Annotated in this window: 19 protein-coding genes and 1 tRNA gene; 15 read left to right on the plus strand and 5 right to left on the minus strand. The window is 70.6% G+C overall.

What is annotated here, in order from left to right; genetic code table 11:
* The first annotated feature begins 121 nt into the window (after positions 1-121).
* From BKI49_RS24865 to BKI49_RS24880, 4 genes are all read left to right on the plus strand, one after another.
* On the plus strand, positions 122-445 hold the full coding sequence (locus BKI49_RS24865) for a hypothetical protein (RefSeq protein ID WP_095936510.1): 324 nt from the start codon (positions 122-124) through the stop codon (positions 443-445).
* Positions 446-619: 174 nt separating this feature from the next.
* On the plus strand, positions 620-988 hold the full coding sequence (locus BKI49_RS24870; protein ID WP_028802016.1) for a WhiB family transcriptional regulator: 369 nt from the start codon (positions 620-622) through the stop codon (positions 986-988).
* Positions 985-1,308 carry a hypothetical protein gene (locus BKI49_RS24875; protein ID WP_095936511.1) on the plus strand — a complete coding sequence of 108 codons (324 nt, stop codon included), beginning with the start codon at positions 985-987 and terminating at the stop codon, positions 1,306-1,308. The genes BKI49_RS24870 and BKI49_RS24875 overlap by 4 nt, the downstream gene beginning before the upstream one ends.
* Before the next feature lie 109 nt (positions 1,309-1,417).
* Complete coding sequence (locus BKI49_RS24880; protein WP_095936512.1) at positions 1,418-1,642, plus strand: hypothetical protein; 225 nt, start codon at positions 1,418-1,420, stop codon at positions 1,640-1,642.
* Positions 1,643-1,700: 58 nt separating this feature from the next.
* Here BKI49_RS24880 and BKI49_RS24885 read toward each other — a convergent pair whose 3' ends face one another.
* Entirely contained in the window at positions 1,701-3,089 is a 1,389-nt protein-coding gene (locus tag BKI49_RS24885) for an ABC1 kinase family protein (protein WP_095936513.1), read from the minus strand.
* A complete protein-coding gene (locus BKI49_RS24890; protein ID WP_095936514.1) occupies positions 3,082-4,302 on the minus strand; it encodes a ThiF family adenylyltransferase in 1,221 nt (406 codons plus the stop codon). Before BKI49_RS24890 ends, BKI49_RS24885 begins: the two co-directional genes overlap by 8 nt.
* Positions 4,303-4,522: 220 nt before the next feature.
* On the opposite strand from BKI49_RS24890, the gene BKI49_RS24895 reads away from it, so the two are divergent.
* The 4 genes from BKI49_RS24895 to BKI49_RS24910 all read left to right on the plus strand — a co-directional run bounded on the left by BKI49_RS24895 (position 4,523) and on the right by BKI49_RS24910 (position 8,425).
* Complete coding sequence (locus tag BKI49_RS24895; protein ID WP_095936515.1) at positions 4,523-5,119, plus strand: M48 metallopeptidase family protein; 597 nt, start codon at positions 4,523-4,525, stop codon at positions 5,117-5,119.
* A 126-nt stretch (positions 5,120-5,245) separates the two neighbouring features.
* Positions 5,246-6,961: a TerD family protein gene (locus BKI49_RS24900; RefSeq protein ID WP_095936516.1), complete on the plus strand. Its 1,716-nt coding sequence runs from the start codon at positions 5,246-5,248 to the stop codon at positions 6,959-6,961.
* 11 nt (positions 6,962-6,972) lie between these two features.
* Positions 6,973-7,653 (plus strand): AIM24 family protein, encoded by a 681-nt coding sequence (locus tag BKI49_RS24905; protein WP_028802023.1) that lies wholly within the window; start codon positions 6,973-6,975, stop codon positions 7,651-7,653.
* Between the two features lie 16 nt (positions 7,654-7,669).
* Positions 7,670-8,425 carry an AIM24 family protein gene (locus tag BKI49_RS24910; protein WP_028802024.1) on the plus strand — a complete coding sequence of 252 codons (756 nt, stop codon included), beginning with the start codon at positions 7,670-7,672 and terminating at the stop codon, positions 8,423-8,425.
* A gap of 142 nt (positions 8,426-8,567) precedes the next feature.
* Here BKI49_RS24910 and BKI49_RS24915 read toward each other — a convergent pair whose 3' ends face one another.
* Both BKI49_RS24915 and BKI49_RS24920 read right to left on the minus strand, forming a co-directional pair.
* On the minus strand, positions 8,568-9,083 hold the full coding sequence (locus BKI49_RS24915; RefSeq protein WP_095936517.1) for an NUDIX hydrolase: 516 nt from the start codon (positions 9,081-9,083) through the stop codon (positions 8,568-8,570).
* Entirely contained in the window at positions 9,080-10,510 is a 1,431-nt protein-coding gene (locus BKI49_RS24920; protein ID WP_095936518.1) for a zinc-dependent metalloprotease, read from the minus strand. Before BKI49_RS24920 ends, BKI49_RS24915 begins: the two co-directional genes overlap by 4 nt.
* A gap of 190 nt (positions 10,511-10,700) precedes the next feature.
* Between BKI49_RS24920 and BKI49_RS24925 the strand changes: the two genes are divergently transcribed.
* The 4 genes from BKI49_RS24925 to BKI49_RS24940 all read left to right on the plus strand — a co-directional run bounded on the left by BKI49_RS24925 (position 10,701) and on the right by BKI49_RS24940 (position 14,154).
* On the plus strand, positions 10,701-11,813 hold the full coding sequence (locus BKI49_RS24925) for an SDR family oxidoreductase (protein ID WP_095936519.1): 1,113 nt from the start codon (positions 10,701-10,703) through the stop codon (positions 11,811-11,813).
* A 386-nt stretch (positions 11,814-12,199) separates the two neighbouring features.
* The gene (locus BKI49_RS24930; RefSeq protein ID WP_028802028.1) at positions 12,200-12,661 is read left to right on the plus strand and encodes a molybdenum cofactor biosynthesis protein MoaE; all 462 of its coding nucleotides are present in this window, start codon (positions 12,200-12,202) and stop codon (positions 12,659-12,661) included.
* A 125-nt stretch (positions 12,662-12,786) separates the two neighbouring features.
* The gene (locus BKI49_RS24935; protein ID WP_095936520.1) at positions 12,787-12,984 is read left to right on the plus strand and encodes a hypothetical protein; all 198 of its coding nucleotides are present in this window, start codon (positions 12,787-12,789) and stop codon (positions 12,982-12,984) included.
* A gap of 72 nt (positions 12,985-13,056) precedes the next feature.
* Positions 13,057-14,154, plus strand: coding sequence for a YlbL family protein (locus BKI49_RS24940; protein ID WP_095936521.1), 1,098 nt, complete (start codon positions 13,057-13,059; stop codon positions 14,152-14,154).
* Positions 14,155-14,250: 96 nt separating this feature from the next.
* Here the strand turns inward: BKI49_RS24940 and BKI49_RS24945 are convergent, their stop codons facing one another.
* Positions 14,251-14,796 (minus strand): PPA1309 family protein, encoded by a 546-nt coding sequence (locus tag BKI49_RS24945; RefSeq protein ID WP_095936522.1) that lies wholly within the window; start codon positions 14,794-14,796, stop codon positions 14,251-14,253.
* Positions 14,797-14,959: 163 nt separating this feature from the next.
* On the opposite strand from BKI49_RS24945, the gene BKI49_RS24950 reads away from it, so the two are divergent.
* From BKI49_RS24950 to BKI49_RS24960, 3 genes are all read left to right on the plus strand, one after another.
* The gene (locus BKI49_RS24950; RefSeq protein ID WP_095936523.1) at positions 14,960-17,899 is read left to right on the plus strand and encodes a UPF0182 family membrane protein; all 2,940 of its coding nucleotides are present in this window, start codon (positions 14,960-14,962) and stop codon (positions 17,897-17,899) included.
* Positions 17,900-17,942: 43 nt separating this feature from the next.
* A tRNA-Met gene (locus tag BKI49_RS24955) sits at positions 17,943-18,016 on the plus strand.
* A gap of 228 nt (positions 18,017-18,244) precedes the next feature.
* Positions 18,245-20,104: a tetratricopeptide repeat protein gene (locus BKI49_RS24960; RefSeq protein WP_179332571.1), complete on the plus strand. Its 1,860-nt coding sequence runs from the start codon at positions 18,245-18,247 to the stop codon at positions 20,102-20,104.
* Positions 20,105-20,525: the final 421 nt, after the last annotated feature.

Raw genomic sequence — 20,525 nt, forward strand, 5'->3', positions numbered from 1 at the left:
CCCCATAGGTTCTAAGCACGGAAACGGCGGCCTTCTCCAAGGCCCCGCTTCCGTGCTGTACTTAATAACCGTCGGACCGGCTCACCCTGGTCCCCCAAGACGCCGAGAGGAGGCGATTCCAGTGATCAGCATCAACGCCAGCTCCATCAGCACCGTCAAAATGACCGATCGCTCGGTCGTCTCCACGTGCATGCTCGGCGTCTCGAACCTGGGCACCGGTCTGTCCGGCATCCGTGCCGCCCGGCCGGCGTCCTCCCTGTCTCTCGCGGGCCTTCCCGTCCGTGAGCGCAATGAGCGACCGACCCAGGCACTGGAAGCGGCAGTAGTGGCAGAGGCGCAGGCCTATGCCTTTGCGGCGGCCGGTGCCGGAGCCCTGAAGCAGACGACGCAGCACCACACGATGTGGGCCTTCCGTGGGCCTGAACCCTGGAGTGATCCAGCCTGATCCTCGATCAGGCCGGCGCCTTCAGGGCCGCGGAACCCCACCCGGGATCCGCGGCCCTTCTGTTTGTCCCCGACCAGGGACGGCAGAGCGAAGGGGCCTCGGGACAAGAAAAGAACCCGGTACCAGCCGCCAACCGGCCAACAGGCCGGCACGACCAGACGAGGAAGACGAACCGTGCAACTCGAAGCGCACGCCCCGTCCGTACCGCCTTCCGAAACGATCCCCCCGCCCGGCCTCACGGAGGACTCCACCTTGATCCCGCTCACCGCGCTCACCGCGCTCGACGACGCCATCGAGAACCTCGGCGTACCCGTCCCGTGCCGCTCCTACGACCCGGAGGTCTTCTTCGCCGAGTCGCCGGCCGACGTCGAGTACGCCAAGTCCCTCTGCCGCACCTGCCCGCTGATGGAGGCCTGCCTCGCCGGCGCCAAGGAGCGGCGTGAGCCCTGGGGCGTCTGGGGTGGCGAGCTCTTCGTCCAGGGTGTCGTCGTGGCCCGCAAGCGGCCGCGTGGCCGCCCGCGCAAGAACCCGGTCGCGGCATGAACATCCGCGGAACCATTGATCGCCCCCTGACGCACGACCCCAAGAAGCAGGCCCCGATGAAGCCGTCCACCAGCGAGCCCGCCGGCTCCGCCATCCCAGACTTCACCACCACCGGCGCGAACGACTCGCGTCAGAACAGGACCCGAGAGATGCAACTCATCCCAGAAGCCTTGGCTCGTGCGCATATGCACGAGCGACTGCACGAGGCCGAGCAGGAACGCCGGGCCGTGCGCCTGGCGACTGCCCGCCGGATGCAGCGTCGGGCCGAGCGCGCTTCGATGCGAGCCCGGCGCGCGCTGGCCATGGCGGTCATGCAGTAAGCCGAAGCAGTCGCAGTCAGCAACTCCTCGCGGGGGTCGGTCCGAAGGGACCGGCCCCCGCGGTGCGTTGTGCCGGGCCGTGCACCGGTCGCGGGGATATCGTCGCCGAGTGACGAGTCTTCCCGGGGACAGTGACAGCACCGACTCCGCACCGCGGTCCGACGGCGGCGAGGACGAGCGCATCGTGTGCGCATGCTGTGGGACCCCGGCCGACGGTCCCCAGCCGACATGGACCTGTTCCGTGGAGAACGGCGCCCGCCATTACTTCTGCGACAACTGCGCCCGCAGCAACCTCAGGGCCATCGAGGGCCGGCTCGACTCGGCCTGGTGGTAGCGGCGGGACTCACGTCCCGCTCGCCGACGCCTCGCCGTTCGGCAGGGGTTTCGCGGGCTCACGCCTCCGCCGCCGACACCTCCTCGTCCACCAGGTCCTCGGCCAGGTCCTCCGCGATCTCCTCGTCCGTCAGGAACCCCGGCAGCCACTCCTCCAGTTCGTCGCGCAGACGGACCGTCGCACCCAACTGGCACAGGACACCGATGGTGCTGAGCGTCACCCGGTGTATCAGCAGGTAGGACGGGGGCAGGTTGAGCTGCTTGCCCAGCTGGTAGGCGGGGGAGCGCGGGTCGGCGATGCGGGCGGCCTGACTGCGCATCCAGCCTCGGGTGAAGGTGAACTCGTCCGCCTGGGCCGGCTCGATGATCGGCAGCAGATAGTCCAGGACCGCGTCGGGGTCGAGCTCTATGGACTCCTTGACGAAGCCTTCCTCGCAGAGCAGTCCGTAGACCGACTCGGCCTCGCCGTCCAGGGTCATGCGCAGGGAGTGGCCGATGGGCAGGGGCAGCCCGCCGGGGAGCCGGTCCACCGTGCCGAAGTCCAGCACGCCCAGCCGCCAGCCGCTCTCCTCGTCCGGGAGGAGACGGAAATTCCCCGGGTGCGGATCGGCATGCAGCAGTCCGGTGCGCGCAGGCCCCGAGAAGAGGAAGCGCGCCAGCAACTGTCCGGCGCGGTCCCGCTGCTCCTGACTGCCGTCGGCGATCACCTCCGACAGGGGGGTTCCGTCGATCCATTCGGTCACCAGGATCTGGTCGCACTGGTGGACCACGGCCGGCACGACGACGTCCGGGTCGTCCGCGAACTCCTCCGCGTGAGCCGTCTGGGCCTGCGCCTCCAGGGCGTAGTCGAGCTCCTCGGAGACCCGGTCGCGCAGCTCCGAGATGAGCGGCTTGATGTCCATGCCGGGGATCAGCGGACCCAGAAGCCGGGCAAATCGGCTCAGTTGTGTCAGATCGGACAGGAGGGCCTCGCCCGCTCCGGGGTACTGGACCTTGACCGCGACCTCGCGCCCGTCGTGCCACACGGCCCGGTGCACCTGGCCGATCGAGGCCGCCGCGGACGGCTTGTCCTCGAACTCCAGGAACAACTCGGACCAGTCCTCGCCGAGCCGCTCCTCGAGCACGGAGTGGACGGTGCGGGTCGGCATGGGAGGCGCCGCCTCCTGGAGTTTGGTCAGTGCCGCGCGATAGGGCCCGGCGACCTCCTCGGGGAGCGCCGACTCGAAGACGGACAGCGCCTGCCCGAATTTCATCGCGCCGCCCTTCAGCTCGCCGAGCACACGGAACAACTGCTCCGCCGTGCGCTGCTGGAGCTCGCGGCCCACGATCTCCGCCGACTTCCCGCCGATCCGTTTCCCGAGGCCCCAGGTCGCCCGCCCGGCGAAGCCGAGCGGTAGCGCGGCGAGTTTGGCGGTACGGGTGACCGCCTTCCGGGGAAGATCAGACATGCGCCCTCCAAGTCCCAGACGGCCGTGCCGCGTACGGCTGTTGCCCCGCCATTGTCTCGTGCGGCCCGGCATCCTCCGAGGGGCGCTCCCCCTCGGCTTTCGTCCCGGCGCCGCAGGGGCATGCAGCATGCCCCCGGACCGGCCTCGCGTGCCAGTCGAATCCGGGAATCGACGCCTCCCAGCGCGCCCCCGCGCTGGAGGGCAACTCCCCGTCCAGGAAGGTGAGTACATGCCCCGCGGCCAGTCCGGCGACACCGGCCGCCAGGGCGAGATCGCAGGCGGGTACCCGGTGCGACTGCCCCGAGCGCCACTGCGCGACCATACGGGGCCAGGTCGGATCCCGGTCTGCTCGCCCCTGGTCGAGACAGCCGGCGCACGCCGTCTCACCGGGGAGCACCAAGGGGCCGACGACCCCGGTGCCCTCGACGACACCCGCATAAAGGTGGGGTGTTCCGGAGGCGATCAGCGGTTCCGCCGCGACGGGATCGGGTGCGTGGACGGCGACGCCGTCCCGGGGAGCGAGGACGACCAGGGCCAGCGCGGGGACCCGCTCCGACTCCGTGGCCCTCGCTCTCTCCCTCTCCTTCTGTTTCCGCTCGGCGGACATCCGGGGCGGGCGGTCGGGTGCGGCTCGGCGCGTGGCGCGGCGGGCGGCGTCCTCGCGGCGCTCGCCGACGGAGTCGGCGGGCAGCCCGCCGGGCGCCACGTCCCACGGCTCGACGCACCCGACGTCGCGCACCTCGACCTCGCCCACGCCCGCGCCCGCGAGAAGGGAGGCGAGGACCACACCCACGCGTCCGGCCCCGCGCACCTGCACCCGCAGGGAACGACGGGTGGCGAGGCGCCTGATGGCGTCGCCCGGATCCGGTGAGACGAGGGACAGGGAAGCGAGGTCCGGCCGCAGCCGGTCCAGGACGTCCCTCTTCTCGCGCAGGGCGTCCGCGGCCGGGCCGCCGCCGGTCGCGTCGTCCAGCAGACCGGACCGGGCCAGCCGGTCCACCAGCTCGTCCACACGGTCCTCGGGCAGCCCCATGCCGCGTCCCTGCTCATGCAGCAGCGGCAGACCGCGTGTCCCGTCCAGCAGATCGAGGAAGCCGGCCGTCGCCGTGTCCATCGGGCCGAGCACCATCGCGTGCGCCGGTGCCATCCCGAACTGCACGGTGTCGAGATCCCGCCAGCCGCGCCGCAGCGCGGGCTTCACGATCGGATGCATGACCTACCCCCGTAGCCCGTAGAGCGTCCTCGTGTGCCGCCGGCGGTGTGCCTCCCACGCCGCCGACCGAGTGCCAGCATGCCCGTCCGTGACGAACCGTGCCGAAAGTTGTCCACAGGCGGCGGGGTCAGTCGTACAAATCAAGCGCTCGGGGTGCGGATCAGCATCGAACCGTCCCGGGGGCGGGACTTCCCCCATGTGCAGCGGGTAACGTCGTGGCGTGCCCGCCGACCCACTGCACCGCGCCGGAAAACCACAGCGCAGCACGACGAGCCCGCCGCCGAGCGGCTCGGTGGCGAGCGCGATCGAGGTCCGAAGGAGCACGCGACGGCGCAGAACGGTCTCCGCGTACCGCGAGGGCGATCGCACCGTCGTGCTCATCCCCGCCCGCATGTCCGAGGCGGAGGAACAACGCTGGGTGACCGTCATGCTCGACAAGCTGGCCGCCCAGGAGAGCAAACGGCTCCTCGGGGACACCGAGCTCGCCGAGCGTGCCGAGCGCCTGTCGGAGCAGTACTTCGACGGCCGGGCCCGTCCCAAGTCGGTGCGCTGGGTCACCAATCAGAACACGCGCTGGGGCTCGTGCACCCCGTCCGAGGGCAGCATCCGCCTGTCGCACCGGCTCCAGGGCATGCCCGAGTACGTCGTCGACTACGTTCTCCTCCACGAGCTCGCCCATCTGCTCGTACCCGGACACGGGCCGCGCTTCTGGCGGCTCCTGGAGGCATATCCGCGCACCGAGCGTGCCCGCGGATACCTCGAAGGTGTGGTCGCCGCCGACCGGCTGCCCCATTCGCCGGCCGCGCGCGAGGAGTAGGGGCGGTTCACCCACGTCCCAAGGGGCGATTGTGTACCGGGTCTGTACCGGCTTCGTCCACTCCCGGAGTTTGCCGTTAGCCTGACGCGACGCACTCGCATTCGGGATGGGGGACGGTCGTTACGCATGGCCAGGGAATTCCAACGCGGCCACAAGGCCAGGATCAGTGACCTCACCGCGGGCACCGATCTGTACGTAGGTGTGCAGATCGCCGGCCCCGGACTGACCTTCGACATCAGTTGCTTCGGTCTGGACGCCGACGAACGGCTCTCGGACGACCGGTACTTCGTCTTCTTCAACCAGCCGAAGTCCCCCGAGGAGTCCATCCAGCTTCTGGGCGCCCAGTCGGGCGACACCGAGTCCTTCCGCGTCACCCTCGACAGGATCCCGGCGCAGATCCAGAAGCTGTCCTTCACGGCGACCATCGACGGCTCCGGGCAGATGTCGCAGATCGCCCCCGGATACCTCCGAATCGTCGCGGGTGGCGAGGAGGTGGCCCGGTACTCGTTCAGCGGCGCGGAGTTCTCCACGGAGCGTGCCGTGATGCTGGGCGACTTCTACCTGAAGGACGTCTGGCGTTTCGCCGCGGTGGGCCAGGGCTTCGACGGCGGCCTCGACGCGCTGCTGAAGAACTTCGGCGGCGAGGTCGCCGAGGAGGAGCCCGCCGCGCCGCAGCCGCAGAGCGGGGCCGCTCCGTCCTTCGCCCCGCCGGCCCAGGCCACCGCGCCTCCCGCGTTCGGCGCCCCGGCCGCTCCCGCCCCGGCTCCGGCCCCCGCGCCGCAGCCCGCCGCGGGCTTCGCTCCGCCGCCGGGAGCCACGCCGCCCCCCGCACCGACGCCCAGCGCGCCTCCGGTGCACGCCGCGCCGACCATCATCGCGCCCCTGAACCCCCCGCCGGGCGGCACCGTGCACCCGCCCGGCCCCGCGCCGTACGCGCAGCCGCCGGGGCAGCCCGGCCCGCCCCCGGGCTACGGCCAGCAGCCCCCCGGCCAGACGGCCCCGATGCCTCCCGGCTACGGGCAGCAGCCGCCCTCCGCGCCTCCCGGTTACGGCCAGCAGGCCCCGCCCGCGCCCCCCGGCTACGGCCAGCAGCCGCAGTACGGCCAGGTGCCCGGCCAGTACCCGGGCCAGCCCGGGGCCCCCTCCCCGTACGGTGCGCCCCAGGGCGCCCCGCAGGGCGGTGCCGGTGTGGCGGCGGCACTCGGCGCCTTCAAGGAGACGCCCACCGGCCAGCGATGGACGCAGCAGAACAAGAAGCTCGTCCGGGTCGACCTCGGTGTCGGCGGCCAGCCCGTGCTCGCCCGCCAGGGCAGCATGGTGCTCTACCAGGGCAAGGTCGACTTCAGCTACAAGGGCGCCGGGTTCGCCGGCCGGATCGTGGGCAACGCGACCGGCCAGGAGATGCAGCTGATGCGCTGTACCGGCCAGGGCCAGGTGTTCCTCGCCGAGAACTCCACGATGCTGCACCCCATCGAGCTCCAGGGCGACGCGATCTGCGTCTCCGCGGAGAACGTCCTCGCCTTCGACGAAGCCCTCCAGTACGAGGTACGCCGCATCGAGGGGCACGGCATCCCCGGTGGCGCGCTGTTCACGATGCAGTTCCAGGGGACCGGCACGATCGTCGTGAAGACGCACGGCGCCCCCGTGGTGCTGCCCGTGACACCGACGACGTTCGCCGACTGCAACGCTGTCGTCGCATGGTCCGCGGCCTCCCAGGTGGTCGTCTCCAGCCAGGTGCGGATGCGCCGGAACGCGTACCCCGGAGACACCGGCGAGAGCGTGAACCTCCAGTTCCGCGGCGCGCCCGGCAATTTCATCGTCGTCCAGCCGTACGAGGTCTGAGGGAGCCCGTCATGAACCAGCCACTCGCGGGCTTCGCCCCTGCACCTGTGTCCGCCCGCATGGAGAACCACGGCAACCACATGCTGAAGGTCGCCATGCAGACCGGAAGCGACCTCCTCGCGCGCGTGGGGTCGATGGTCGCCTACGAAGGGTTCGTCCAGTACGAGCCCAATCCGCCCGCCGTACGCCAGATCGCGCGCGACTGGGTCACCGGCGAGGGCGCACCCCTCATGAAGTGCTCGGGTGACGGCCTGCTCTACCTCGCCGACTACGGGGCGAACGTGGTCGTCATCAACCTCAACGGGGACGCGATCTCCGTCAACGCCACGAACCTGCTCGCCTTCGACGCCCACCTCCAGTGGGGTGTCGAGCGGGTGAAGGGGCTCGCCAAGTTCGCCGGGCAGGGCCTGTGGAACACCAAGATCTCCGGTCAGGGCTGGGTCGCGCTGACCTCCCGGGGCAAGCCGATCGTCGTCGACTGCGGCGGTGGTGAGGACGAGACGTACGTCGACCCGGACGCGCTCGTCGCCTGGTCCCCGAACCTCAAGGTGAAGGGCAAGCGCAGCTTCAAGGCACAGTCGCTGATCGGACGCGGCAGCGGCGAGGCGTACCAGATGGCGTTCTCCGGGACGGGCATCGTCGTCGTGCAGCCCAGCGAGGACAGCACCGACCGCCTCCGAGTCCGGGGCTGAGGGGGAGCAGGACACCATGCAGAGCTCGCTTTTCGGCTACAACGAGCAGCAGACCCAGGACCGCTACAGCCTGCAGAACTCGCAGATGCTGCGGGTCGTCCTGGAGGGCCACGACGACATCCTCGCCCGCAAGGGCACGATGGTCGCGTACCAGGGGCTCGTCGAGTTCGACGCCGAGTACCAGAACAACAGCCAGCACCGGGCCCGCGCCTACACCGGTGAGGGCCTGGACCTGATGCGCTGTCATGGGCAGGGGACGGTCTACCTGGCCAATCTCGCCCAGCACGTGCACGTCATGGACGTGGACCAGGAAGGCCTCACGGTCGACAGCAGCTACGTCCTCGCTATGGACTCCTCGCTGCACCACGAGGTCATCGCCGTCGACAGCCAGTACGGCATCTCCGGCTCCGGCAAGTACCAGCTCAACATCACGGGACGTGGCAAGGTCGCGCTGATGACCTCGGGGATGCCGCTGCTGATGCAGGTCACGCCCGACCGGTACGTCAACTGCGACGCCGACGCCATCGTGGCGTGGTCCACCGGTCTGCGGGTGCAGATGCAGGCGCAGACGCACTCCTCGGGTGTGTGGCGGCGCCGCGGCAACACCGGTGAGGGCTGGGAGCTCAGCTTCATGGGGCAGGGCTACGCGCTGGTGCAGCCCAGCGAGCTGCTGCCGCCGCAGAACGCCGTGATCGGCCAGGGCCTGCGCGCCCAGTACGGCATGGGGCAGCACGGCGCGCACGCGCAGAACCAGGGCAACGCCTGGAGCTGACCATCGGATGACGGTCCCGGATCCGACCGCCCACGTCAGGGGCCCGGATCCGACCGTCCGGGCGACGGTTCGGCTTCGACCGTCCAGCAGGCAACGTAAGGGGCGACCGCCACTGCGGTCGCCCCTTACACGTTGCTCAGGGTCACAGGCGGGCGCGCGTGGCCTCCACCAGACGGACCACCGACTCGTCGGCCACGTCCGCGACCTCGTCGTAGGCGAACCAGCGCAGGTCCAGGGACTCGTCGCTGATCGCCTCCACGGCCCCGGACGGAGCGAGCGCCGCGTACTGCACGTCGAGGTGCCAGGCGCACGGCGTGTGATGCCGGTCCAGGCGCACGGGGCCGCCGGGCAGCAGCGTCAGACCCGAGACGCCCGACTCCTCGGTGCCCTCACGCAGGGCGGCCGACGCCAGGGTCTCGTCGACCGGCTCGCAGTGGCCGCCCATCTGGAGCCACATGCGCAGCTTCTTGTGGAGCGTCAGCAGCACACGCCCCTGCTCCGGGTCGATCACCAGGGCACTGGCCGTGATGTGCCCGTCCCGGCAGGCCTTCCACATCCCGTCCGGATGCGCGGCGAGATGGTCCAGGTAGGTCTGGCACAGCTGTTCCTGGCCCTCGTAGCCCTTCAGGACGAGGACCGCGTCGTCGTGCAGGTTCACTCGGCGCCGTCACCCTTGTCGTCGTCCTTGGGGGCGTCGTCCTTGCTGAGGTCCGTCTTGCCCTCGGAACCGCCGGCCGCCTCGCCGAGCATCTTGTCGAGCTCGGAGAAGTCCAGCTGCTCGCGGTGCACGAAGCCGTCCGGGTCGTCCAGGTCGGACGCCGTGGGCAGCATGTCCGGGTGGGCCCAAAGGCCGTCACGGCCGTCGACGCCGCGCGCGTCCGTGAGCGAGGCCCACAGGCGCGAGGCATCCCGCAGACGGCGCGGACGCAGCTCCAGACCGATCAGCGTGGCGAACGTCTGCTCCGCGGGACCGCCGGTGGCGCGGCGGCGGCGCAGGGTCTCCCGCAGCGCGTCCGCGGACGACAGGCGCGGCTTCGCGGCCGAGTGCACGACCGCGTCCACCCAGCCCTCGACCAGTGCCAGCGCCGTCTCCAGGCGGGCCAGCGCGGCCTTCTGCTCCGGGGTGTCCTCCGGCTGGAACATGCCCTGCTGGAGCGCCTGCTGGAGCTCCTCCGGGTTCTGCGGGTCGAACTGGCCGACCACGTCCTCCAGCTTGGCGGTGTCGACCTTGATCCCGCGCGCATAGCCCTCGACCGCGCCGAACAGGTGCGAGCGCAGCCACGGCACGTGCGCGAAGAGACGCTGGTGGGCCGCCTCACGCAGAGCGAGATACAGGCGTACCTCCTCCTGGGGGATGCCCAGGTCCTTGCCGAACGATTCGATGTTCAGCGGCAGCAGCGCGGCCTTGCCGGCCGGGCCGAGCGGCAGACCGATGTCCGTCGAGCCGACGACCTCGCCCGCGAGCACGCCCACGGCCTGCCCGATCTGCGTACCGAACATGGCGCCGCCCATGGAGCGCATCATGCCGATGAGCGGGCCCGCCATGGCCTGCATCTCCTCGGGCAGGACGTCGCCCATGGCCGCTCCGACGCGCTCGGCGACCGGGTCGACGAGCTCCTTCCACACCGGAAGGGTCGCCTCGACCCACTCCGCGCGGCTCCAGGCCACCGCGGTCCCGGCGCCCGAGGGCAGCGACGTCGCGTCGTCCAGCCACAGGTCGGCGAGGCGCACGGCCTCCTGGACCGCGGAGCGCTCGGAGGGGCCGATGCTGGAGTCCTTGGTGCCGTCGGACGTGCCCTGGGCGACCGTCTGGCGGGCGATCTGCTTGGCCATGTCCCAGTTCACCGGGCCGCCCTCGTACGAGAGCATCTGGCCCAGCTGCTGGAACGCGGCGCCCAGGTCATTGGGGTTCATGGAACCGAACATGGCTGCGAGCGGATTGTCGGCGCCGGGGCCACCGGCTCCGGGCAGCCCGAAGCCGAACGGTCCCTGAGCACCGCCGCCCTGCTGGTCCTTCTTCTTGCCCTCGTCGCCGTTCTCCGGCTCCTCCGGCGGAAGGCCGAATCCGAATGGGGTGTCACTCACGGGGTTCCTCGGCTGGTAAGGCCGCCGGTTCTTCCCGACGGCGGCTGCCCACAACACCACCCAGCGTAGACACCACAGCCCGATCGGGCCTCAGTGCTTCGCCGACTCTCGGCCTGCGGCAGGATGGATGCCACCTGGTACGGACGCGTCCTGCGCATCCGTTACTGAAGACAACCGCTGGAGACGCCCGGTGAGTTCCCCAGATCCGCAGGTTCGCGCAGCGCGAAACCACTCAACCAGCCCCGCCTCGCGCGGCCCCGTCGTCGCGGTCACCGGCGCCGCGGCCGGCGTGGGAGCCCTGCTCACCGAGCGGCTCGCCGCCAGCGAGGCGATCAAGCAGGTCATCGCGATCGACGAGCGGCGCGGCGAGTGCGCGGCGGCCCAGTGGCACATCCTCGACGTGCGGGACCCGGCGATCGCCGAGAAGCTGCGCGGGGCGGACGTCGTGGTGCATCTGGCGCTCGACCTCGATCTGGAGACGGACGCGGCCGCCCGGACCGCCTACAACGTCCGGGGGACGCAGACCGTCCTGACCGCCGCCGCGGCGGCCGGGGTCCACCGGGTGGTGCTGTGCACCTCGGCGATGGTCTACGGGGCGCTGCCCGACAACGAGCTGCCCCTGTCCGAGGACGCGGAGCTGCGGGCGACGGCCGAGGCCACGGGCGTCGGCGACCTCCTGGAGATCGAGCGGCTCGCTCGGCGGGCGCCGCGCGCGCATCCCGGTCTCAACGTCACGGTGGTGCGGCCCGCCGTCCTCGTCGGCGGTACCGACACCGCGCTGACCAGGTATTTCGAGTCGCCGCGACTGCTCGTGGTGGCCGGGTCGCGGCCCGCCTGGCAGTTCTGCCACGTCGAGGACCTGTGCAGTGCCCTGGAGTACGCGGTCGTCGAGAAGGTCGAGGGGGAGCTCGCCGTCGGGTGCGACGGATGGCTGGAGCAGGAGGAGGTCGAGGAGCTGAGCGGGATCCGGCGGATGGAGCTGCCGTCCGCCGTGGCGCTCGGGGCGGCCGCGCGACTTCACCGGATCGGGCTCACCCCTTCGCCCGCCGGGGACCTCGCGTACACGATGTACCCGTGGGTGGTCAGCGGGAGCCGGCTGCACGACGCCGGGTGGCGGCCGCAGTGGACCAACGAGGAGGTTCTCGCGGAGCTGCTGGAGGAGGTCTCCGGGCGGCACACCGTGGCGGGGCGGCGGCTGGGGCGCAAGGATGCGACGGCGGCGGGGGCCGCGGGGGCGACGGTTGCGCTGTTGGGTACGGCTGCGTTGGTGCGGCGGGCGCGGAAGGCTCGGCGGCGCATCTGAGGGTGTCCTCGGGCGCCGGGCTCCCTTTCCACCGGGTGGCTGCTTCCATCTGGGGTGGCTGTTTCCGCCGGGCTTTCCCTGGGGAGCCGTCGCCGTCCGGCCGGGGTGATCGCCGGCTTGTCCCGCGGCAGGTGTCGCGGGCGGCGCTTTTCGCCCCGTCCGCCCCTTTCCGTCCCGTTGTCCTGGGGGCTGCCGCCCCCGGACCCCCGCGTCGGCCTGGACGGCCTCGTCCTCAAGCGCCGGACGGGCTGAAAGCACCCCCCGGCGCGGAGCTGGACGGCGCCCCACCGGTGCGTCCGTTCTGTAGGAGGCTCCAAAGGGGCACGCGCGTGTGCCGGGGGAATGGTCTATTTCTTGTTGTCAGTGGTGTGGGGCACGATGGGCTCATGGCATCCACGAACGACCATCCCGGTGAGCAGGCGGCGCAGGACGCGATCAGGCTGATCGCCATCCGGGAGACGCCGCTGTCGCTGGACGAGGTCTTCAAGGCGGTGGGGGACGACGCCGCCGGCGGGACGGCGCTGTTCGTCGGGACCGTGCGGAATCACGACGGGGGTGCCGACGTCGACGAGCTGGGGTATTCGTGTCATCCCAGCGCCGAGGCGGAGATGCGGCGGATCGCCGAGAAGGTGGTCGCCGAGTATCCGGTGCGGGCGCTGGCCGCCGTCCACCGTGTCGGGGACCTGAAGGTGGGGGACCTCGCGGTCGTCGTCGCCGTCTCCTGCCCGCACCGGGGCGAGGCCTTCGAGGCGTGCCGCAAGCTCATCGACGACCTGAAGCACGACGTGCCGATCTGGAAGCACCAGAAGTTCTCCGACGGCACGGAGGAGTGGGTCGGCGCCTGCTGAGGGCCGACCGGGTGGCGCCTGGTCCTCCGGTTGCGTAACTCGCCCCCTGCCGTGAGCGTTAGCACTGCGGATGGTTAATCTGCTGATCAGTCAGTTGCGGTCGCTCATGGGGTTGGGAGGTCGACATGGCGGCGCTTGCCTGGTTGCTGATTCCGCTTGTGGCTGCGGTCGGTGCCGGACTGTGGGGCAGTTGGGCCGGCCGGAATCGCAAGACGGCCGGGGACGGTGTCGAGCTCGCGGGATACACGCGCTTCCGCGAGGCCATGGAGCGGACCGAGGTCCGGGCCGAGGCCAAGGAGAAGTCGCACTCCGACGCCCACTGATCCCGCCGCTCCGCGCCCCCGGACGGACGGCCCCGACGGTGCGCTTACAGCACCGTCCCGTACTGTCGTTCCATGCCACGCCGCACCGCGACGATGCTCGCCTCGACACTCATCCTGATCGCGCTCCTGTGCGCGGGGGTGTTCATCAAAGTGCCGTACTCGGAGATGTCCCCGGGTCCGACGGTGAACACGTTGGGCGACCACGACGGCGAGCCGGTGCTGCAGATCTCCGGTCACAAGACGTACCCGGCCACCGGGCACCTGAACATGACGACGGTCCGCGTCACCAGCGCCGACTACAACATGAACCTCGTCGAGGCCGTCTACGGCTGGCTGGCGCACGACAACAAGGTCGTGCCGCACGACACGCTCTACCCGGACGGCAAGACCGAGGAGCAGTCGACGCAGGAGAACGCCGAGGAGTTCAGCCAGTCCCAGGAGAGCGCGAAGGTGGCGGCGCTGAAGGAACTGGACATCCCGGTGAAGTCCTGGGTGATCGTCTCCACCGTCCTCAAGGGCTCCCCGGCCGAGGGCCGACTGCACGCCGGTGACGTGATCAAGGCCGTCGACGGCACCGTGGTGAAGGCGCCCGACGACGTCGCGAAGCTGGTCACCGAGCACAAGCCCGGCGAGAAGGTCGTCTTCACGATCGTGCCCGCCAAGGAGCAGGCCGCGGCCGAGAAGGAGAACCGGACGGCGACGGCGACGAAGGACGTGACGATCACCACGGCCAAGTCCGACGACGGCGGGACGCAGCGCGCGATCGTCGGGATCTCGGCCGGGACCGACCACACGTTCCCGTTCACCGTCGACATCAAGCTGGCCGACGTCGGCGGACCGAGCGCCGGCCTGATGTTCTCTCTCGGCATCGTCGACAAGCTGACCCCCGGCAACCTCACGGGCGGGAAGTTCGTGGCCGGCACCGGCACCATCGACGACAACGGCAAGGTCGGCCCGATCGGCGGCATCGAGATGAAGACGGTCGGCGCACGCCAGAAGGGCGCCGAGTACTTCCTGACGCCCAAGGACAACTGCGCGGCCGCCGCCAAGGACACCCCCGCGGGCCTCACGCTCGTCAAGGTCGACACCATCGACGACGCGCTGAACGCCCTCAAGGACATCAAGTCCGGCAACACCGCCGCCCTGCCGAAGTGCTCCGCCAAGGGCTGAGCCGACCACAGCCGTTCGTCCCCGGACGGGGACGCACCCCGCCCTCGTCCCCGGACGGGGGCGCACCTCGCGGCCGGGCCGCCCCCGCCGCGACGGTCAGTCCGCGAACGTCGCCGAGAGTGCCTCAGCGAGCCCCGGCACCAGGTCCGAACCGGTGAGCACCTCGGTCGCGGCGTCCTTCTCGCGCAGCCGGAGCGCGGAGTCGCGGGTGCCGTCACGCAGCACGCCGACGGTCATACGGACCTCCTGGCGGTCCGGGTGCTCGGCGACCCAGCGCGCGAGCTTCTTCTCGCTGAGACCCTCCGGGACGGAGGCCTCGGCCGACGGCGGCAGCATCAGCCGCTCCACGGTGAGCGCGCAGCCGATGACGGCGTCCGGCCACGCGATGGTGCCGAGGAACTCGTCCAGCGCCTTGCCGGCGGGGATCTCGTCCTGCTCGATCGGGGTGAGACCGGAGGTCTCCTGCTGCTCGTCCGCCAGGCCGAGCTGGGCGGCGAGGCCGGGTTCCTGGGCCCGCAGCCGTGCGGTGTCTACGAGGGCGAAGAGGCGAGCGGGCTGGTCCCAGCCGAGGCCCGAGGCGTACTCGTCGATCTCGAGTACGGCCCGGGTGAGGGGGGTCGCTGCCATGGGAGTGTTGGACATGGTCACAATCCTGCCTCGTTCGTACCCGAATCCGGGAACCGAGTAAAGCGTGAGTAAGTTGCATAGATGAGGCCCCACGATCACGGAGCCTTGCGGACGGTCCACCATCACGGGGGCCTGACGGATCAACAGCGACTTCGAGGTGCGCACCTTGGCTTTCCAGATGCCGGACCGCGGCGGAGGCCCGACGGGGCCACGGATCAGAGTGGGCCGACCGTCCCGGCGTGTCCGGACCCTGCTCATGACACTGGGCGTGCTGGCCGTGCTGGCCATGGCCTTCGTCATGTTCGCGGGGTTCTGGACGGACTGGCTCTGGTATCGGTCGGTTCACTACTCGTCGGTCTTCACGACCACCCTGTGGACCAAGATCGGACTGTTCTTCGTCTTCGGCCTGCTGATGGCGGCCGCGGTCGGGGTGAACATCTGGCTCGCGCACAAGATGCGCCCGCCGCTGAGCGCCATGTCGATGGAGCAGCAGAGCCTCGACCGCTACCGCATGGGCATCGCCCCCTACAAGCGGTGGCTGCTCCTCGCGATCACCTCGCTGGTCGGGCTGATCGCCGGCGCGTCCGCCTCGGGCCAGTGGCGCACCTGGCTGATGTGGGTGAACGGGGTGCCCTTCCACCAGAAGGACCCCCAGTTCCACCTGGACGTCTCCTTCTACGCCTTCGACCTGCCCTGGTACCGCTTCCTGCTCGGCTTCGGCTTCGCCGCCGCCGTGCTCTCGCTGATCGCGGCCGCGCTCACGCACTACCTGTACGGCGGGCTGCGGATCACCAGCCCGGGGGCGCGCGCCACGGCAGCTGCGACCGGGCACCTGTCCGTGCTCCTCGGCATCTTCGTCGCGCTGAAGGCCGTCGCCTACTGGCTCGACCGGTACGGGCTGGCCGTGAAGTCCAGCGACTTCAAGGCCACGGGCAACTGGACGGGCCTCAGGTACGTCGACGCGAACGCGTACCTGCCCGCCAAGACGATCCTGTTCTGCATCGCCGTCATCTGCGCGCTGCTCTTCTTCGCCACCCTGTGGCGGCGCACCTGGCAGCTGCCCGTGATCGGCTTCGGCCTGATGGTGCTCTCGGCAATCCTCATCGGCGGCCTGTACCCGGCGATCGTCCAGAAGTTCCAGGTCCAGCCGAACGAGCAGGCCAAGGAAGCGCCGTACGTCGAGAAGAACCTCAAGGCGACGCGTGAGGCGTACGGGATCGACGGCACCGACGTGACCGACTACCCGGGCGCGAGCACCACCAAGGACAAGACCAAGCTGCGCGACGACGCGGACAATGCCGCGAGCATCCGTCTCATGGACCCGAACGTGGTGTCGCCGACCTTCCAGCAGCTCCAGCAGGTCCGGAACTACTACGGCTTCCCGTCGAACCTGGACGTGGACCGCTACAGCAAGGACGGCAAGGACCAGGACACGGTCATCGGGCTGCGCGAGCTCAACCTCCAGGGCATCCCGAAGAGCAACTGGATCAACGACCACTTCCGTTACACGCACGGTTACGGCGTGGTCGCGGCCAAGGGCACCGAGGCCGACTCCGAGGGCCGGCCCGTCTTCACCGAGTACAACCTGCCGTCCCGCGGAGACCTGGGCCAGTACCAGCAGCAGATCTACTACGGCGAGAAGACCACCCAGTACTCGATCGTCGGCGGTCCCCAGAAGGAGATCGACTACTCCGACGACAGCGGTGAGAAGACCACCAGCTACAAGGGCAAGAGCGGGGTCAGCCTGTCCAGCCCGGTCAACCGCGCCGCGTACGCGGTGGCGTTCGGCGAGCCGCAGATCCTCTACTCGGGCGCGATCGGTGACGGTTCGCGGATCCTCTACAACCGCACGCCCAAGGACCGGGTCGAGGCGGTGGCCCCGTGGCTGACCATCGACGGCGACGCCTACCCGGCGGTCGTCGACGGGAAGATCCAGTGGATCGTCGACGCGTACACGACCACGAACGGCTATCCGTACGCCTCTCGCACCACCCTCGGTGACACGACGGCGGATTCGCTGACGGCGGCCAACAACCAGCGTGCGGTGGTGGCCCAGCAGAACCAGGTCAACTACATCCGCAACTCGGTGAAGGCGACCGTCGACGCGTACACCGGTCAGGTCAAGCTCTACCAGTGGGACACCAAGGACCCGGTCCTGAAGACCTGGATGAAGGCGTTCCCGAACACGGTGGAGTCCAAGGACTCGATCTCGCCGTCGCTGATGGCTCATCTGCGGTACCCGCAGGACCTGTTCAAGGTCCAGCGCGAACTGCTCACCCGCTACCACGTGAAGGACGCGCAGACGTTCCTCAGCGGCAGTGAGGTGTGGCAGATCCCGGACGACCCGACCAACAAGTCGGGCGACGCCGTGCCGCCGTACTACCTGAGCATGAAGCTGCCGGGCCAGACGTCCCAGGCCTTCTCGCTGACGACGACGATGACACCGAACGGCCGGGACAACCTGAGCGCGTTCATGTCCGTCAACGCCGAGGCGGGCACCGGCGATTACGGCAAGATCACCATCCTGAAGCTGCCCACCGGAAGAACCGTCGACGGACCCAAGCGGGTGCAGAGCCAGTTCAACTCCGAGCCGTCCATCGCCGAGTCCATCAGACTCCTCAGAGGTGGCGACTCGGAAGTCGAGTACGGCAATCTGCTGACTGTTCCGCTCGACGGTGGACTCCTCTATGTGGAGCCCGTCTACGTACGCGGTGGTGACCTCAAGTACCCACTGCTGCGCAAGGTGCTGGTCACGTACGGAGGCAGCACCGCCTTCGAGAACACGCTCGGTGAAGCCCTCAACAAGGTCTTCGGAGCGAACAGTTCGACCGTGCCACCGAAGAACGAGGGCACCACGAAACCGCCCACGTCGAACAACCCGACGGTCCAGGAGGCGTTGAACGACGCGCAGAAGGCCTTCGACAAGGGCCAGGAAGCCCTGAAGAAGGGCGACTGGCAGTCGTACGGCGAGGCGCAGAAGGATCTTGAGGACGCGTTGAAGCGGGCCGAGGACGCCCAGTCGAAGGCCGACAAGACCGCGGGCGGCAGCGGCAACAATGCGAACAAGACCAGCGACAACGCCGACAAGAGCAGCGACAAGAGCTCGGGCGGCGGCTGAGCGAAGGCACACCCCGCGCCGTGATACGGTTGGCTCACAACGGCGCGGGGTGGAGCAGCTCGGTAGCTCGCTGGGCTCATAACCCAGAGGTCGCAGGTTCAAATCCTGTCCCCGCTACTGAAGTCGAGGGCCCGGATCCTGATCAGGATCCGGGCCCTCGACGTGTGTCACGCCACGCCGAGCCACCCGCGGTGACCTGGTGTCTCGTGCGAAGTGCTGCTTCCTGCGTGGGGAGTTGGGAAAACTGTGTTTGACTTGTCTCTCTGTGGGCATGTCGACAAAACGCTGAAGTGACCTCACTGGCTGCGGTATACCAGGTGTACCCAGGTTGCAGGTGGTGCGACGATGGACGTTATGGGGGACAAGGCAACTCTGTTGGAAACGGGGCGATTTGCGCAGCCTGCCGACTTTGAGCAGTCTGCGGATCTCGCGCAGCCTTCCGACCGGGACGAGGCCGGCGAGGCCGCCGAGGAGGCGCGTCGGCGGCTCGCCGCCGAGAGCGGCGACGTCGAGGCGATGAGCGTCCTCGGCGCGATGCTGCTGCGCCGCGGCGATCTCGACGGAGCCGAACCCCAGCTGCGCGCCGCCACCGCGGCCGGTGACCGTGCCGCCGCCAACAACCTCGGCGTCCTCCTGCACCAGCGCGGATATCCCGAAGAGGCCGCCGGATGGTGGCGGATCGCCGCCGTCGCCGGGTCCGCCGCCGCCGCGCACGCGCTCGGCCGGCACCACCGCGAGCGTGGCGACGAGCCCGCGGCCGAGTACTGGCTGCGTCAGTCCGCCGAGCAGGGGCACGCCCTCGGCGCGTACGCGCTCGCCGATCTGCTGGAGCACCGCAGCGACGTCGGCGCCGAGCAGTGGATGCGAGCCGCCGCCGAACGAGGACACCGCGAGGCCGCCTACCGGCTGGCCCGAACGCTTGACCGGAAGGCCGCCGACGCGGGCGAGAACGGCGCCGACAACGGTGTCATCGGTGTCATCGGCGCGGCCGGCGAGGAGGCCGAGCAGTGGTACCGGCAGGCCGCCGCGCGCGGCCACCGGCGGGCCGCGCTGCACCTCGGAGCGATCCTGGAGAAGCGCGGCGACCTCAAGGAGGCCGGGCGCTGGTACCTGACGTCCGCGAAGGACGGCGAGGCGCGGGCCGCCTGCGCGCTCGGCTTCCTGCTGCGCGACGCAGGTGACACGGAGAGCGCCGCCGTGTGGTGGCTGCGTGCCGCGCAGGACGGCGACGGCAATGCCGCGAACGCGCTCGGCGCGCTGCACGCCGAGCGCGGCGAGACGCAGACCGCCGAGAGGTGGTACCGCGCCGCCATGGACGCGGGCGACGTGAACGGCGCGTACAACCTGGGGCTGCTCTGCGCCGAGCAGGGCCGGACCGGGCAGGCCGAGCAGTGGTACCGGCGGGCCGCGTACGCGGGGCACCGCGAGGCGGCGAACGCGCTGGCGATCCTGTTGCTCCAGGTCGGCGACGCCGCGGGGGCCGAGCCCTGGTTCTCCAAGGCCGCGGAGGCCGGCAGCGTCGACGCCGCGTTCAACCTCGGGATCCTGCACGCCGGGCGGAGCACGGAGGACGACGACACCGCCGCGCTGCGCTGGTACGAGCGGGCCGCTGCCGCGGGCCACACCGAGGCGGCGCTCCAGGTCGCCATCGCACGGCTGCGGGAGGGCGACGAGCAGGACGCCGAACGGCATCTGCGGTGCGCGGCGGGCGGTGGCAGCGCGGAGGCCGCGTACCGGCTCGCCGCCGTGCTCGACGCGCGCCGGCCGCCGGCGCCCGCCCACGAGCTGGGTGAGCCCGCGCAGGAGAAGAGCGAGTGCGAGGAGTGGTACGAGCGGGCGGCGTCCCAGGGTCACCGCCGGGCGCAGGTGCGGGTCGGCATGCTGGCCGCCGCGCGCGGGGACGTGGTGGAGGCGGCCCGGTGGTACCGGTCCGCGGCGGAGGCCGGGTCGCGGAACGGCGCGTTCAACCTCGGGCTGCTGCTCGCCCGCGAGGGGAGCGAGCCGGAGGCCGCGCTGTGGTGGACCCGGGCGGCCGACGCGGGGCACGGGCGGGCGGCGCTCCGGCTCGCCCTCGTGTACGCGCGACGCGGCGAGCTCGCCGAGGGGCAGCGGTGGGCCGACCGGGCGGTCTCCCTGGGGCCGGCGGAGGTGTCCGAGCGGGCCGCTCGGTTGCGGGACGCCCTCCGGGAGGAACTGTCCGCCTGACGCTGCGCGGGCCGTGGGTGGTTTCGGTGCCGGGGAGCCGCGGGCTGTTGCTTGGCCCCCGCCGCCCTTGCCGGCACTGGGCGGCCGCGCGGGCCCGTTCTCGCCCCCGCCGCCCCTAGCCGTCCCGTATCGGGGGCTGCCGCCCCCGGACCCCCGCTTCGGCCTGGACGGCCTCGTCCTCAAGCGCCGGACGGGCTGGATGTCGCGGTGCTGCGCCGCCCCCGTGCCCGTGCCGGACGGGCTGGATGTCGCGGTGCTGCGCCGCCCCCGTGCCCGTGCCGGACGGGCTGGATGTCGCGGTGCTGCGCCGCCCCCGTGCCCCGCGCCGGACGGACCGGGGGCGCTCGGCGAGGGTGGCTTCGTGGCGCGCGCTCAAAGCGATTTGCGCTGGTCCACATGGTTGACGTAATGTTCAGTTCAC

It is taken from the genome of Streptomyces sp. Tue6028 (assembly GCF_002300165.1).
Classification (GTDB): Bacteria; Actinomycetota; Actinomycetes; order Streptomycetales; family Streptomycetaceae; genus Streptomyces; species Streptomyces siamensis.